Genomic DNA, 13,807 nt, shown 5'->3' on the forward strand with positions numbered 1-13,807 from the left:
GCAGATGAGCAAATGGTCCACGGTATCTTTTGATTGCTGGAAGCCCGTCTTTTTGATAGATGGAAGGCGACTTTTGATACCGGAGAGCGGGGATCGGGAACGTAAAATAATCCTTTTTCGCTGTCGCCAATAACTAAACAACGCATTTAATAATAAATTAATTGACCATTATATGGCTAAGTATATTTTTGTTACAGGTGGTGTTACTTCTTCGCTCGGAAAAGGAATTATCGCGGCTTCGCTTGCGAAGCTCCTGCAGGCGCGGGGTTTGAGGGTGACGATCCAAAAGTTCGATCCTTATATCAATGTAGACCCGGGTACGCTGAATCCCTATGAGCACGGGGAGTGTTTCGTGACGGAAGACGGTGCGGAGACCGATCTCGACCTTGGGCACTACGAGCGTTTCCTGAACATATTTACTTCGCAGGCCAATAATGTGACTACGGGAAGGATCTACCAGACGGTGATCAACAAAGAGCGGGAGGGAGCCTATCTCGGGAAGACGGTGCAGGTGATCCCTCATATTACGGATGAGATCAAGCGGAGGATGCTCCTGCTCGGTCAGGGTAATAAATGGGATATTATTATTACGGAGCTTGGGGGTACGGTGGGCGATATCGAGTCGCTGCCTTTTATAGAGGCGGTGCGGCAGTTGCAGTGGGAGATGCCCGAGGAGGACTGCGTAGTGATACATCTTACGTTGATCCCTTACCTGAAGGCAGCGAAGGAGCTGAAGACCAAGCCTACGCAGCATAGTGTCAAGTTATTGAGCCAGGAAGGCGTTCATCCGGATATTATCGTTTGCCGGACGGAGGAGCCCCTTTCGCCGGATATCCGCAAGAAGATCGCTTTGTTCTGTAATGTCAAGCCGGAGGCGGTGATCGAGGCTGCGGATGCACCTACCATTTATGAGGTACCGCTGACGATGATGCGGGAGAAGCTGGATGTCATCTGTCTGAAGAAGATGAACATTACGAACTATCGTGAGCCTGAGCTGGTGAAATGGAAAGAGTTCCTCGACAAACTGAAATATCCCAAGAGCCGGGTGACGATCGGTCTGATCGGAAAATATATCGAGCTGCAGGACGCTTACAAGTCTATTCTCGAATCTTTTGTGCATGCGGGGGCGATGAATGAGTGCAAGGTGCAGATCGTCAACGTACACAGTGAATTTATCACGGATGAGAATGTGGCTGAGAAACTGGGCAATCTGGACGGTTTGCTGGTCGCGCCAGGATTTGGGCATCGTGGAGTCGAGGGGAAGATAATAGCCGTGAAGTATGCCCGGGAGAACAAGTTGCCCTTTTTCGGGATCTGTCTGGGGATGCAGATGGCCGTCATCGAATATGCCCGCAACGTATTGGGTCTGAAAGACGCGCATTCGACGGAAATGGACGTGCATACGCCCCATCCGGTGATCGATCTGATGGAAGAGCAGAAAAAGGTGACGGCGAAGGGTGGAACGATGCGGCTGGGGTCCTATCCCTGTGTACTGAAAGAGGGTACGCTGGCCTCGGGTATCTATGACGGGAAGAGCGAGATCACGGAACGGCATCGTCATCGCTGGGAATTTAATAATGCTTATCTCCAACAGTTCGAGCAGGCGGGGCTGGTTGCCAGCGGCTCGAATCCCGAAAGCGGGCTGGTGGAGATCATCGAACTACCGAATCATCCTTTCTTTTTGGAGTACAATACCATCCCGAGCTGAAGAGCACGGTGGAGAATCCCCAACCGATATTTGTCCATTTCGTAAAGGCCGCGAAGGAGTTCGCGGAGGCGAAGAGCGCGGTCAAAAACCCGCTGTTGCAGAGCGAGATGATATAGGGGTTTACCGGTCGCATGGGGCTATTGGCCGCTATTGTTTTGGCGGCGTGATAGGCCCGTGCTATATTTGCACTTCTTTGGCCCGAAAGGGCCTTGTCCGAAGGACAATTATTAGCGCTTTGTCGGAGATGCGCTAGTTTTTGGAGAAGTGCATCTCCGACACATAACAAAAAATGTCATGGGAATGGATCGCAATACGGTAATTGGGTTTGTGCTGCTGGGGGTTTTACTTTTCATCTACTTATTTACGTCAACCAAGAGCAGTAAAGAACTGGCGGCCCGGCAAAAGCGGGAGCAGGACTCGATTGCGTTCGTCAATTCGCGCAAGCAGGCGGCGGCTGCGAAAGAGCAGAAGGCGATGGATACGGCCACGACCGCGGCTGTGGTCGATTCGAATAGTTTTGACCGGGCGTTCAGGAGTGCGGAGAGGCAGGTTACGGTCGAAAATGATCTGGTGAAGATCGTTTTTAGCAATGAAGGCGGGCAGCCGGTAGACGTGGAGTTGAAGAAGTTCAAGTCCTATGACAGCACGCCCGTCAGGCTGGTAAGGCCTGGTACGGACAGCCGCATCAGCTATTCCATCAATACGGGTTCGAATCAGTCGGCGCAGATCGCCGATCTTTATTTCGATGCCGCGCAGGTGGTGAAGAATGCGGACGGAAGCCAGACGGTCCGGTTCAAACTGCCCTCGCCGGCGGGAGAGTCGCTGGAGCACGAGTTCGTGCTGCCTGCCGATAGCTATCTGCTGAGCTGGAATGTCCATGTGGGCAACCCGGACAAGCTGTTCACCCAGAATACGATGAATCTGACCTGGCATGCGCAGCTGGACAAGACGCAGGAGAATGTTTCGATCGAAAAGCAGTATAGCAGCATCGGTTTCTTCGAGAACAATAGCTTCGACTATATGTCGCGGGGGACGGAAAAAGATTTTGAAAAGCCGGTGCAGTGGCTGGCCTTGTCCCAGCAGTTCTTCAACAGGACGATTATCGCAAAGAACAATTTTGTTGCGGGCGGCGTGCGTGTCGTGAAAGAGACCTCGGACACGTCGAGCGTCATCTCGAAGGTTGACGCCACTCTGCAGACAAAGATCCCGGCTGAAGCGTCGGCGACGGTCCCTTTACAGTTGTATTTCGGTCCGAATGATTTCGATATCCTGGACAAGCAGGCTCCGGGCATGACGCATATCATCGATCTGGGCCGCGGGATGTATTCCTTTGTCCGTCCGGTGAACGTATATATTATCCGTCCGGTTTTCAATTTTTTCAAATCGCATATTTCTTCTTTCGGCATCGCGATCCTGCTGCTGACCCTCTTTATCCGTCTGGTCACTTCTCCGCTGGTATATAGCAGTTATCTCAGCGGTGCGAAGATGAAGGCGCTGCGTCCGGAGATAGAAACACTCCGCAAGAAGGTAGGCGGCGATCAGCAGCAGATGGGGGTCGAGCAAATGAAGCTGTTCCGGGAGGCGGGGGTGAATCCGCTGGGGGGCTGTATCCCGGCGTTGCTGCAGATCCCGATATTCTTTGCATTGTATAGTTTTTTTAGCTCGAATATCGGTCTGCGGGGAGAGCATTTCCTTTGGTCGAAGGATCTGTCGACATATGATACGATCGTGCATTTCGGTTTTAGTATTCCGGGTTATGGGGACCATGTGAGCCTTTTTGCGCTGTGTGCTGTGGTGACGAGCTTCCTGATCTCCCTGTACGGGATGAGCATGACTCCGGACCAAAGCAATCCGGCGATGAAGTATATGCCTTATTTTATGCCGGTGATCCTGTTGCTGGTGTTTAACAAGCTGGCTTCGGCGCTGACCTGGTATTATACGGTTTCGAACGTGATAACGCTGGCGCTACAGTTTGTGATCCAGAATTATATTATCGACCACGAGAAGATACTGGCGAAGCTGCAGGACAACAGGAGCAAGCCGAAGGCGAAGTCCAAGTGGCAGGAGAGGCTGGAGCAGATGCAGGAGCAGCAGAAGGAGATACAGAAGAGGACGCAGGGGCGGAAGGGATAGATTTTTGGGATCTCGTCTGTGGGCCTGCGGTCGTGTGGACTGTTCCGCCGCTGTTCGGCCTGCTATAGGGGGGCGATAGTAACGGATTGGGCGATTGGGGGGATCGGTGGAGGAGTGGTTTTATAAAAGGATAGTTGGGTGATTTGCAAGTCTGGCGGGTCTTTCTTATTTTTAACGGATTTTATGAAAAATCCGATCTATACGACCCTTTTATTGATATGTTTTGGGCTTTTGTTGTCGCCGGCCTCGAAGGGGCAGAAAAAGATAGCAGAGTTGACCCTTATCTACGACTATTCCGTTTTTATCGGGAATGTCAAATCTGATGATATTGGGGCTGCGTCGCATACTGTCTATATCAAGGGGAGCAAGTCCCGCTCGGAAATGAGCAACGCGCTATTTTCTTCCACAACTATATTTGATGCCAATACGGGTTTTGCCGTCGTTCTGAAGGAGGTCAGCGGACAGAAGCTGCTGATCCGCCTGAATCCCCAGAACTGGTCGGAGAAGAATCAGATGTATGAGGGCATTGTTTTCAAAACTACGGGTGAGACAAAGGATATTGCCGGCTACAGGTGTGTAAAGGCGACGGGACAGACGAAGTCGGGGATGCTGATCTCGGTCTATTATACCCGCGATATCATTCCTGAGAACCGCCAGTACGACCCGGCATTCCGGACCCTGGACGGGCTTCCGCTGGAGTATGAGCTGACGAACGGGAATGTGCGGATACAGTACCGGGTATCAAGGATCAATTTGAATCCGGTGCCGGCGTCGAAGTTTGACCTGCCGAGCTCGGGTTACCGGGAAATGAACTATGAAGAGAGTAAGACGATGAATGTTGGGGGATAGGAGAAAGGGGGAATAAATCTTTGGAGGCTCCGGGACCGGGGCCTTTTTTTCTTTATGGGGGTTGACTATTTCTGTAAATTGACGCGAAGGTCAAGCAGGCGCCAGTCGAGCGAAGCGAGACGATTATTTGTGTAAATTGACGCGAAGGTCAAGCAGGCGCCAGTCGAGCGAAGCGAGACGATTATTTGTGTAAATTGACGCGAAGGTCAAGCAGGCGCCAGTCGAGCGAAGCGAGACGATTATTTGTGTAAATTGACGCGAAGGTCAAGCAGGCGAAGATTGCTGCCGCTGTTGTTGAGATAAACCGAGGTGTTCATCTTGTAGCGATAGGGGAGGATGAATACGCTGTTTCCTCTTTCATAGGTAACTAAAGTGTTGAAAGACACGTAATTGGATGTCTTTTCGGTACCCAGAAGGTAGGAGCCGGTATAGGTGGGGCCGGCCTTAAGGGTGAAGCCGGTCGAGGTGCGGATGGGGGTAAAGCTGGTTTTGAGGGGAACGCTGTTGTCCTTTTCTTTTCGCCACCGCCGCCTTTGCTGGCGAAACTGAGGCCAACCACTGCAATCAGCAGGGCACTGACGAGCGTTCTGCGCATCAATTTCCTCCATTGTATGGTTGTTGATATAAGCATTCTAACACAAATGTAGTAAAAAAAATTGGGTATTTTTTAACCGCTCGTCACAAACTTTAATAAACCTTTAACGCATTGATGGCTAAAAAGTTACAGATTAGCCATTTTTTCTTCTGTTTTACCGGTCTTTTTTAACATTTTTTTGCCGGCAAAGGTTCGTTTGTCAAAGTTCGAAAACCGAGCCAGGTTTTCATTCTGTTAAATTATACGGATCGCAGCTGCCGTAGGTTGCCATGGCAGGGACATTTTTTACCTTGAGAGGGTAAGAGTGTTTTACCACCATGGGGTGGGGTGAAATATTTTCGGAAGAGAAATTTTTATCCCGTAACTTACAATAACCTTTAACACATGCAAGAAAATCCATACCACCAGGATAGAGAAGAATTGAAGGAATTGTTGAAGCAGTATCAGGATTTGAAGAGTGGCAGGCGTCATTCCTTCATGGAAGAGGAAGCTTTCGAACGCATAATTGACTATTTCGACGATACAGAGGATCTGATCCAGGCGATCGAAGCGGTTGAACTGGGGATCGAGCAGTATCCGTACTCGTCGGCCCTGATGATCAAAAAAGCGGATCTGATGATCGCCACCCGGCGATATAACGAAGCTCTCGCTATTCTCGAGCAGGTGGAGCTGCTCGATAGTTCGGATATCAACCTTTACATACTTAAGACGGATGCTTATCTGGCGCTGGACAAGCCCCAGCAGGCGGCCTCGTTGCTGGAGAGCGCACTTGCGCATTTCGAGGGGGACGAGCGGATCGAACTATTGTTCGAGCTGGCCGATGTATACGACGACTACGAAGAATTCGACAAAATATTCGATTGCCTGAAGCTGATACTCGAGCAGGACCCGGCTAATGAGGAGGCGCTGTACAAGATCTGTTTCTGGACCGATTTTACGGGGAGGAACGAAGAGAGCATCAAGCTTCACCAGCAGATCATCGATGAAAAGCCTTACAATGAACTGGCCTGGTTCAATCTGGCTGCGGCTTTTCAGGGATTGAAGCTTTATGAGAAGGCGGTGGACGCCTATAAATACGCGCTGGCTATCGACGAAAAGTTCGACTATGCGTATCGCAATATGGGCGATGCGTATATTCGTCTGCGTAAGTTCAGGGACGCCATCGAGTCGCTGGAGAAAGTGCTGGAGTTGTCCAGGCCGGAGGACGTGATCTATGAAGCTATAGGTCACTGTTATGACAAGCTGAACAACTATGGGCAGGCCCGGTTCTACTACCGCAAGGCGTCGCATCTGAATCCGGATGACAGCAAATTGTATTATAAGCTTGCCTGTACCTATATCAACGAGGACCAGTGGGGGCAGGCGGTAAAGCAGCTGGAAGCGGCGATGCGGATACACGCCATGCAGCCGGAGTACAATCTGGCGATGGGGGAATGCAAGATGCAGCTGGGTGAGTTCAAGGAGGCGATCCAGTACTTTTCCAATGTCGTTCGTATCAGGCCGAGAAATATCTCCAGCTGGGAGGCGCTGATCCGTTGTCTGTACAACGCCGAATATTTTGAGGAGGCGCTCGAGCAGGTGGAGACGGCTATCCGGATCACGGGGAGCAAACCATTGTTCATCTTCTATCTTGCGGCCGTATACTTTGCTCTGGGCAAGAGCCGCGAGGGGCTGCTGCAGCTGGAGAATGCGATGGCGAAGGCGCCGAAACTGTTAAAAAAATTACTGGAACTGAATCCCGTCATACTTCAATACCAGCCGGTGGTGGATGTGATTGCCCGCTACAAGAAGAACAAGTCTATTTAGTCCCCTCCATACATTAGAATATTCTGTATTGTGTTCGCATGCTCGCGTTGTAAGCGATTGTTTCCTATTTTTGCGACGCTTACTAATGTTTTACGTAGTATACGAACCAAAAACCAGAAGATGAATTTTAAACTTACGCAAATGCCGGATCGGTTGCAAAAACCGCGGCAGAATGGAATTACGATGGTCATGGACAAGGGGTTGAGTATCGATGAGGCGAAGAATTTTCTGAGTGTAGCGCATCCGCATGTAGATATTGTCAAACTCGGTTTTGGAACTTCTTTCGTAACGCCGAACCTGAGGGAGAAAATAGAAGTTTACCAGTCATACGGTTTACCCGTCTATTTTGGCGGGACTCTTTTTGAAGCATTTCTTATCCGCGGGCAGTTCGACGACTATGTCGCTGTTTGCAAGGATTATAATATCTCTTATATGGAGGTCAGCGACGGATCGATCACTATTCCGCATACGGAGAAATGCGGTTATATCGAGAAACTGACCAAATACGGCACCGTGCTGAGCGAAGTAGGCAGCAAGGATGCCGCGCACATCATTCCCCCTACAAGTGGATCGAACTGATGAGTGCCGAGCTTGGCGCCGGAGCTTCCTATGTCATTGCCGAGGCGCGTGAGGCGGGGAATGTCGGGATCTATCGAGGCAGCGGCGAGGTGAGAGAGGGCCTGGTGCAGGAAATCCTGACGCAGATACCTGCGGAAAAAATACTATGGGAAGCTCCCCAGAAGGCGCAGCAGCTGTATTTCATCGAACTGATCGGCTGTAATGTGAACCTGGGGAATATCGCCCCGACGGAGGTTATCGCCATGGAAGCCATGCGTGTGGGTCTTCGCGGAGATACCTTCCATATGTTTCTCGACAAAGCGAATTCCTGATGCATAAGTATGGTCTGATCGGCTATCCGCTGACGCATTCCTTTTCCCAGCGTTTTTTCACGGAGAAATTCGGGCGGGAGGGTATATCCGACTGTCTGTATTCCAATTTTTCTTTGGCTGGCATTGATGGTCTGTCCGGGGTTCTGGCCGATCCGGAACTTCGCGGGCTGAATGTGACTATTCCGTACAAGGAAAAAGTGATCCCTTTTTGCATGGTCAGAGCCCGGTGGTGGCGGAGACTGGCGCCTGTAATTGTATCCGGATCGAAGGGGGCAGGCTCTTCGGCCACAATACCGATGTGGTGGGGTTCGAGCAGTCGCTGGCGGCGAAGCTGGCAGACCATCACCGGCAGGCGTTGGTGCTGGGGACCGGAGGGGCTGCAAAAGCTGTAGAATATGTACTGCGAAAGCTCGGTATCGGCTATCGTCTTGTGACCCGGAGGCCGAGGCCTGATACGGGGGATCTGGGATATGAGCAGGTGGATGCGGCGGTTATGGGGGAACACACGCTTATTGTTAATACGACGCCGGTGGGGATGTATCCAAAGACGGAGGAGGCTCCGCCTTTGCCTTATGAGGCGCTGACCCCGCGGCATTATCTTTTTGACCTGATATACAATCCTTCGCGCACCCTCTTCCTTCAGCGGGGAGAAGAGAGGGGGGCGGTAGTGGAGAATGGATATGACATGCTGATCCTCCAGTGCGGAGGAGAGCTGGAGGATATGGAATGCCCCGAATGAGGGGTTATGATGGATGGGGCGCCGGGTAGTGGAGCCCTTGCGGGGCGAGCCTTTGGCCCGGATTTGGAGCCTCTGGGCAGGTTATGACAAAAGTTTACTGCATACTTCTTTGGGAACGGCTGCTATTTTCTTCAATGAGTAGTCGTAGCAAACCATGCCGGTGCGGGCGTGGGTAACGGAGACCCATTTTTCTCCGCTGAGCTTTTCCAGTTTGTAATAAAGATCGAAGCCAATTTTTGAGAATTCGGCTGCCGCGACCGAGGCCCGGAGGGTTTCTCCGTAGAACAGTTCGTGCCTGAACTCGATGGTGACGTCGGACATAATGAGACCTATGCCGGCGACGTTGAGCTCCTCGTAGTCGTGGTGGCGGAGGAACTGGACGCGGATCTCGTGGATGAGAGCGAGGATAGAGTCGTTGCCGACGTGGCCGCCGTAGTTGAGGTCGGTGATCCGGACGGGGATCTGGGTCATAAAATTGAAACTGGCGGGCATGGTGAGTTTGGTTCTGGGCATATGCAATCGTTTTTTATTCGTGGTCTTTGGGTTGTCTTTGTAAAAAGGCCACCAGCTGGTCGGCGGCTTTGCGGCGGTGGCTGAAGCGATTCTTTTCTTCGAGAGACATTTGTGCGAACGAGCGGCTCTCGCCTTCGGGGACGAATACGGGATCATAACCGAAGCCTTTTCCTCCGGTGGGCTGCTGCAGGATATGGCCGTTGCAGATGCCTTCGAACTGGTATTCTTTCTCCTGCCAGATGAGTGAGATGACGGTTCTGAAGCGCGCCCGGCGGTCGGGGTTGTTGCCGAGGTTTTGCAGCAGCTTTTCTATGTTATTTTCATTGGACCTGCCATCGCCGGCATAGCGGGCGCTTTTCACCCCGGGCTCTCCGCCCAGGGCGAAGACTTCGAGGCCGGTGTCTTCGCTGAAGCAGTTGTCGCCGGTCAGCCGATGGATGGTCGAGGATTTTTCCGTGGCATTGGCTTCGAGTGTGGGGTGGGGTTCGGGGATATCGATATCGATGCCTGCCTGGCGGAGGCTAACTACATTCAGGGTGTCGCCGATGGCGGCCTGGATCTCTTCTACTTTATGGTCGTTGTTGGTGGCGAAAATGATGCGCATGGTTGAGGATTGCAGGGCCTGGCGGATGAAGTCCGATTTGGCCCGGGAATAAGATTCGCGGTCGTCGCGGTGTTGCTTTGCGAGGGTAGTTTTTAGGGCGGCGTATTGCTGTTTCAGGTGTGGGTTCATTTGGAGGAGATCCCTGAATTGGCGCTGGTCCTGTGCTTTTAGGTCGCCCTTTAGGTGAAAATGGAGGTGGGCGGCTCTTTTGTTGTCGCGGACACGGATAAAGAAGCGGCGTTCTGGCCGGTTGTCAAGTTCGGGGGGACGTAGTGCCAGTCGAAGGGGCGAAGGCGTTCTGCGATGGCGTCGATGTCATCGAATGTTGTGAGCTCCGTCATCAGGTCGATGATCGGCTTGGCCGGAAGTCCTGTCACGGAGGTACTGCCGAAGTGTTCGATGGAGTGGATAGCAAATGGGGCGAGGTGGAGGAGCAGGGCGTTTGTTTCCTCTGCCGCCCTTGCGGGCCAGGAGGGGTCCGGGGGAGTATGAGGACGGTTTCGGTTGCCCATGAAGGCCAGTCGGCGGATGGTTGGCTTTTGCCTGGTGACGCGGCAGAGCGGGGTTGCTCGCCGGTGTCGAGTGTCTGGCTGGCGTCGGGCGACTCGCCGGTGTCGGGTGCGTGGCTGGCGTCGGGTGTTGTGACTGTGTTGGAAGTTTTGCTCATACGTCGAATAAGGTTTTGAGGCAGACCCATAGTTTGCTTTTCAGGAGTTTGCTTTCATCGGAGTTTTGGACGAGTTGTTCGAGGGGTGATGCGGAAAGATATGTACACTGGTCGTAGGGCTGGAGCTTGAAGACCGGGAAATTGATGGGTAGGCGGATGGTCGTGGGTTCCAGTCCGAAGAGTATGACGACGGATGGCTGCAGCTGGTCTCTCAGTGCTGTGATATTGACCGCGGCTGCTGCATGGTTGACGATGGCGACGTCGCCGATGTTCATGCGGCAGGCTTCCAGTATTTTGGTGAGGAAGTTGAGCTGGTTGTCCGGCAGAAATGGGGTGCCGGGGGCGTTGACCAGAATGGTCACTTTCCGGCGGTGGTTACCCAGTGTTTTGTAGGGTTGGGTGGTGTCGGGTGTTTTTGTGGCGTCGGGTTGCCGGGATATGGCGCCTGCGGGTGGTGGGGCTGCGGCGGCGGTAGCGGGGGTGGATTGTGCGGCCGTGGTGGATGTGCCTTTACGCATGGCGGCGGCGATATCGCCGAGGGAGGCGCCGGGACTGGGTTTGGCTGCCACGGGTGGGTTGGCCGGCGGGGGTGCTGGTGCCGCGGGGGATGATGTGGCGGTCGTTGCGGATGGTGGTGTGGCGGTTAACGTTGCCGTGGCTGGCGTTGTTTTTTCAGTTGTTGGTGTTGCTGGTGCCGCGGTTGGGGCAGCCGGGGGAATGGGGCGGCGTGCGGGGACCGAATCGGGCGAGGTCAGCAGGGTATCCCTGTAGAGTTCGTCCACGATGAAATCCTGTAACTGAATGTTATTGAGGCTCATAATTTACTTTCGGGTTTGATAGCAGATCCTGTTGTAAACTAACAATTGTTAGTTTTTGATTTTGCAGGGACAAAGATTGTTCGTTTCTTTGTGCCAACAAAAAATAAACAACCATATGATCGCAGCGTTGGATATCCAAGTTACGAAAACGGGGAAGAGTAAGTTACCTGAAATCGATTTTAATAATCTTCCTTTCGGTAAATATTTTACCGATCACATGCTGGAAGTCGATTATGCGGATGGGGAATGGAAGAATGTGCAGATAAAGCCTTTTCAGAATATGTCTTTGTCTCCGGCGCTGGCGGCGATCCATTATGGTCAGTCTATTTTTGAAGGTATAAAGGCATACAAGGACCGGGAAGGGAATCCTTTCATATTCCGTCCTTATGATAATTTCCGGAGGTTCAATATTTCCGCGGAGAGGATGATGATGCCGGTGGTTCCGGAGGATATTTTTATCGAGGGGATGCGGAGGCTGATCGATATCGACCGGGACTGGATACCGATGAAGAGCGATTATTCGCTGTATATCCGGCCGTTCATGTTCGCTTCGGACGACGTGATCGGGGTGAAGGCGAGCGATACCTATAAATTTATGATCCTGCTGAGTCCCACGGGGCCTTATTATTCGGCTCCGATGAAGATCTATGTGGAGGAGAAGTATACCCGTGCGGCCCGTGGGGGTTTCGGATTCGCCAAGGCTGCGGGTAACTATGGGGGCAGTATGCTGGCGACGGCTGTGGCCAAGCAGCAGGGATATGACCAGGTCCTGTGGACGGACGCGTTCGAGCACAAGTATGTGCAGGAGATCGGGACGATGAACGTCTTTTTCGTGATCGGCAACAAGGTGCTGACGCCGGATCTGGAAGCTGGTACCATTCTGGAAGGGGTAACCCGTGACAGCGCGATCGAGGTGCTGAGAGAAGAGGGGTATACGGTGGAAGAGACGCCTATACATATCGATGACGTGGTCCGGGCCTATCAGGCGGGTGAGTTGAAGGAGGTGTTCGGGACCGGTACGGCGGCCACCATATCCATGATCAAGGAGCTGAAGTACGAAGACTATACGATGAAGTTCGATACGGACACCTGGAAGGTAGCTCCTACCGTGAAGAGGGTGCTGACGGATATCCGTGAGGGCCGGAGGGCCGATACGAAGGGATGGATGTTCAGGATATAGGTCCAGGGAGTGGGGGGCACAGTCAGGAAATGTGTGGAAGCCGCGTGGAGCAAGGAAATATTGGTCGATGAAGCCCGTTTTGTCTGTTTTTTTGTGAAATTATTTGTTTATTTCCCGATAGAGTGCTAGCTTTGCAGTCCCAAAATAAAATAGGTTCAGAATGCCTACGATACAACAATTAGTAAGAAAAGGAAGAGAGATCATTCGTGCAAAAAGCAAATCCCGTGCGCTGGACGCCTGTCCTCAGCGTCGTGGTGTTTGTACCCGCGTATATACGACAACCCCTAAGAAGCCTAACTCCGCGCTCCGTAAGGTAGCGAAGGTTCGTCTGACGAACAAGGTGGAAGTTATCGCGTATATCCCTGGTGAAGGGCACAATCTCCAGGAGCACTCCATCGTGCTGATCCGCGGTGGTCGTGTAAAGGATCTTCCCGGTGTACGTTACCATATTGTTCGTGGCAGCCTGGATACGGCTGGCGTGAAGGATCGTAAGAAGAGCCGTTCGAAGTACGGTACGAAGAAGGACAAACCCGGTGCAAAACCCGCCGCTAAGAAATAAATAATAATAGTTAAGAATATATAATCTCAAGCAATGAGGAAAACGCAAGCCAAAAAATTACCGCTGGCCCCTGACGCAAGGTATAACGACACGCTGGTGACCCGCTTTGTGAACAACCTGATGTGGCAGGGTAAAAAGAACACGGCTTACAATATTTTTTACGATGCCATCGACAAGGTCGCGAAGCAGACCAATGAAGATGGGTATGATATTTGGAAAAGGGCTCTTTCCAATGTTACTCCGGCCGTAGAAGTACGCAGCCGTCGTATCGGTGGTGCTACCTTCCAGATCCCTTCGGAAGTTCGTGCTGACAGGAAGATCTCTCTGAGCATGAAGTGGTTGATCCGCTACAGCCGGGAAAGAAACGGTCGCAGCATGGCTGATAAGCTGGCCGGTGAGATCGTTGCGGCAAGCAAGGGTGAAGGTGGCGCTTTCAAGAAGAAAGAAGATACGCACCGTATGGCGGAAGCCAATAAGGCTTTTGCACACTTTAAAGTATAATTATTTACTTTTTTATATATCAGAGCCCTGCGGTTTACCGCGGGGCTTTTGGTTTTGGGGCCGGGGGAGTGAGGCCGGGTGCGGGTGCGGGGGCACCGGCAAGCGAGGGCGGGGGTAGAGGGGAATGGAGGGACTTGTAGGGGCAGGTGGGGCGCCGTGCCGGGGGATTAGGCTGGGTGTAAGACGGAGGGATGGGCGTAAGTGAAGCTGGGAAGGGGGTGTCGGGGGAGGATGGGGTTGGAACT

General features: G+C 52.3%; 14 protein-coding genes and 2 pseudogenes. 11 read left to right on the plus strand and 5 right to left on the minus strand.

Going from position 1 to position 13,807, the window contains the following annotated elements:
- Positions 1–172 precede the first annotated feature (172 nt).
- From ACQ86N_RS08090 to ACQ86N_RS08100, 3 genes and pseudogenes are all read left to right on the plus strand, one after another.
- Positions 173–1,695: pseudogene (locus tag ACQ86N_RS08090) on the plus strand (CTP synthase); the annotation flags it as partial.
- Between the two features lie 313 nt (positions 1,696–2,008).
- Positions 2,009–3,841: a membrane protein insertase YidC gene (gene yidC, locus ACQ86N_RS08095; RefSeq protein ID WP_431214714.1), complete on the plus strand. Its 1,833-nt coding sequence runs from the start codon at positions 2,009–2,011 to the stop codon at positions 3,839–3,841.
- A gap of 183 nt (positions 3,842–4,024) precedes the next feature.
- On the plus strand, positions 4,025–4,690 hold the full coding sequence (locus tag ACQ86N_RS08100; protein WP_431214715.1) for a hypothetical protein: 666 nt from the start codon (positions 4,025–4,027) through the stop codon (positions 4,688–4,690).
- A 239-nt stretch (positions 4,691–4,929) separates the two neighbouring features.
- Here ACQ86N_RS08100 and ACQ86N_RS08105 read toward each other — a convergent pair whose 3' ends face one another.
- Entirely contained in the window at positions 4,930–5,298 is a 369-nt protein-coding gene (locus ACQ86N_RS08105) for a hypothetical protein (protein WP_431214716.1), read from the minus strand.
- A 371-nt stretch (positions 5,299–5,669) separates the two neighbouring features.
- Here ACQ86N_RS08105 and ACQ86N_RS08110 point away from each other — a divergent pair, with 371 nt between their 5' ends.
- From ACQ86N_RS08110 to ACQ86N_RS08130, 5 genes and pseudogenes are all read left to right on the plus strand, one after another.
- Positions 5,670–7,091: a tetratricopeptide repeat protein gene (locus tag ACQ86N_RS08110; protein WP_431214717.1), complete on the plus strand. Its 1,422-nt coding sequence runs from the start codon at positions 5,670–5,672 to the stop codon at positions 7,089–7,091.
- A 120-nt stretch (positions 7,092–7,211) separates the two neighbouring features.
- Positions 7,212–7,670, plus strand: a complete 459-nt coding sequence (locus ACQ86N_RS08115; protein WP_431214718.1) for a phosphosulfolactate synthase — start codon at positions 7,212–7,214, stop codon at positions 7,668–7,670.
- Positions 7,670–7,981: a phosphosulfolactate synthase gene (locus ACQ86N_RS08120; RefSeq protein WP_431214719.1), complete on the plus strand. Its 312-nt coding sequence runs from the start codon at positions 7,670–7,672 to the stop codon at positions 7,979–7,981. Before ACQ86N_RS08115 ends, ACQ86N_RS08120 begins: the two co-directional genes overlap by 1 nt.
- A pseudogene (gene aroE / locus ACQ86N_RS08125) lies at positions 7,981–8,133 on the plus strand (shikimate dehydrogenase); the annotation flags it as partial. The gene ACQ86N_RS08120 and the pseudogene aroE, both read left to right, overlap by 1 nt.
- A 56-nt stretch (positions 8,134–8,189) precedes the next feature.
- Complete coding sequence (locus tag ACQ86N_RS08130; RefSeq protein WP_431218065.1) at positions 8,190–8,720, plus strand: shikimate dehydrogenase family protein; 531 nt, start codon at positions 8,190–8,192, stop codon at positions 8,718–8,720.
- Between the two features lie 81 nt (positions 8,721–8,801).
- Here the strand turns inward: ACQ86N_RS08130 and ACQ86N_RS08135 are convergent, their stop codons facing one another.
- The 4 genes from ACQ86N_RS08135 to ACQ86N_RS08150 all read right to left on the minus strand — a co-directional run bounded on the left by ACQ86N_RS08135 (position 8,802) and on the right by ACQ86N_RS08150 (position 11,322).
- Positions 8,802–9,233, minus strand: a complete 432-nt coding sequence (locus ACQ86N_RS08135; protein ID WP_431214720.1) for an acyl-CoA thioesterase — start codon at positions 9,231–9,233, stop codon at positions 8,802–8,804.
- 13 nt (positions 9,234–9,246) lie between these two features.
- On the minus strand, positions 9,247–10,116 hold the full coding sequence (gene rdgB, locus ACQ86N_RS08140; RefSeq protein ID WP_431217320.1) for an RdgB/HAM1 family non-canonical purine NTP pyrophosphatase: 870 nt from the start codon (positions 10,114–10,116) through the stop codon (positions 9,247–9,249).
- On the minus strand, positions 10,017–10,349 hold the full coding sequence (locus tag ACQ86N_RS08145; RefSeq protein WP_431214721.1) for a GrpB family protein: 333 nt from the start codon (positions 10,347–10,349) through the stop codon (positions 10,017–10,019). The genes rdgB and ACQ86N_RS08145 overlap by 100 nt, the downstream gene beginning before the upstream one ends.
- Positions 10,350–10,500: 151 nt before the next feature.
- Positions 10,501–11,322: a hypothetical protein gene (locus ACQ86N_RS08150; RefSeq protein ID WP_431214722.1), complete on the minus strand. Its 822-nt coding sequence runs from the start codon at positions 11,320–11,322 to the stop codon at positions 10,501–10,503.
- Between the two features lie 115 nt (positions 11,323–11,437).
- On the opposite strand from ACQ86N_RS08150, the gene ACQ86N_RS08155 reads away from it, so the two are divergent.
- The 3 genes from ACQ86N_RS08155 (at position 11,438) to rpsG (ending at position 13,562) form a co-directional block, all read left to right on the plus strand.
- Positions 11,438–12,502: a branched-chain amino acid aminotransferase gene (locus tag ACQ86N_RS08155; RefSeq protein ID WP_431214723.1), complete on the plus strand. Its 1,065-nt coding sequence runs from the start codon at positions 11,438–11,440 to the stop codon at positions 12,500–12,502.
- A gap of 160 nt (positions 12,503–12,662) precedes the next feature.
- A complete protein-coding gene (rpsL, locus tag ACQ86N_RS08160) occupies positions 12,663–13,061 on the plus strand; it encodes a 30S ribosomal protein S12 (RefSeq protein WP_431214724.1) in 399 nt (132 codons plus the stop codon).
- Positions 13,062–13,094: 33 nt separating this feature from the next.
- Complete coding sequence (rpsG, locus tag ACQ86N_RS08165) at positions 13,095–13,562, plus strand: 30S ribosomal protein S7 (protein WP_431214725.1); 468 nt, start codon at positions 13,095–13,097, stop codon at positions 13,560–13,562.
- The last annotated feature ends 245 nt before the right edge of the window (positions 13,563–13,807 follow it).

Source organism: Puia sp. P3, assembly GCF_050632245.1.
In the GTDB taxonomy this organism is placed as follows: domain Bacteria; phylum Bacteroidota; class Bacteroidia; order Chitinophagales; family Chitinophagaceae; genus Puia.

Bases quoted from the DNA above. Each gene is read 5' to 3' on its own strand.
- ACQ86N_RS08120 (WP_431214719.1), top strand. From the start codon at position 7,670: ATGAGTGCCGAGCTTGGCGCCGGAGCTTCCTATGTCATTGCCGAGGCG.
- ACQ86N_RS08145 (WP_431214721.1), bottom strand. From the start codon at position 10,349: ATGGGCAACCGAAACCGTCCTCATACTCCCCCGGACCCCTCCTGGCCC.
- rpsL (WP_431214724.1), top strand. From the start codon at position 12,663: ATGCCTACGATACAACAATTAGTAAGAAAAGGAAGAGAGATCATTCGT.
- ACQ86N_RS08105 (WP_431214716.1), bottom strand. From the start codon at position 5,298: ATGGAGGAAATTGATGCGCAGAACGCTCGTCAGTGCCCTGCTGATTGC.
- ACQ86N_RS08150 (WP_431214722.1), bottom strand. From the start codon at position 11,322: ATGAGCCTCAATAACATTCAGTTACAGGATTTCATCGTGGACGAACTC.
- ACQ86N_RS08115 (WP_431214718.1), top strand. From the start codon at position 7,212: ATGAATTTTAAACTTACGCAAATGCCGGATCGGTTGCAAAAACCGCGG.
- ACQ86N_RS08100 (WP_431214715.1), top strand. From the start codon at position 4,025: ATGAAAAATCCGATCTATACGACCCTTTTATTGATATGTTTTGGGCTT.
- ACQ86N_RS08135 (WP_431214720.1), bottom strand. From the start codon at position 9,233: ATGCCCAGAACCAAACTCACCATGCCCGCCAGTTTCAATTTTATGACC.
- ACQ86N_RS08155 (WP_431214723.1), top strand. From the start codon at position 11,438: ATGATCGCAGCGTTGGATATCCAAGTTACGAAAACGGGGAAGAGTAAG.
- yidC (WP_431214714.1), top strand. From the start codon at position 2,009: ATGGATCGCAATACGGTAATTGGGTTTGTGCTGCTGGGGGTTTTACTT.
- rpsG (WP_431214725.1), top strand. From the start codon at position 13,095: ATGAGGAAAACGCAAGCCAAAAAATTACCGCTGGCCCCTGACGCAAGG.
- ACQ86N_RS08110 (WP_431214717.1), top strand. From the start codon at position 5,670: ATGCAAGAAAATCCATACCACCAGGATAGAGAAGAATTGAAGGAATTG.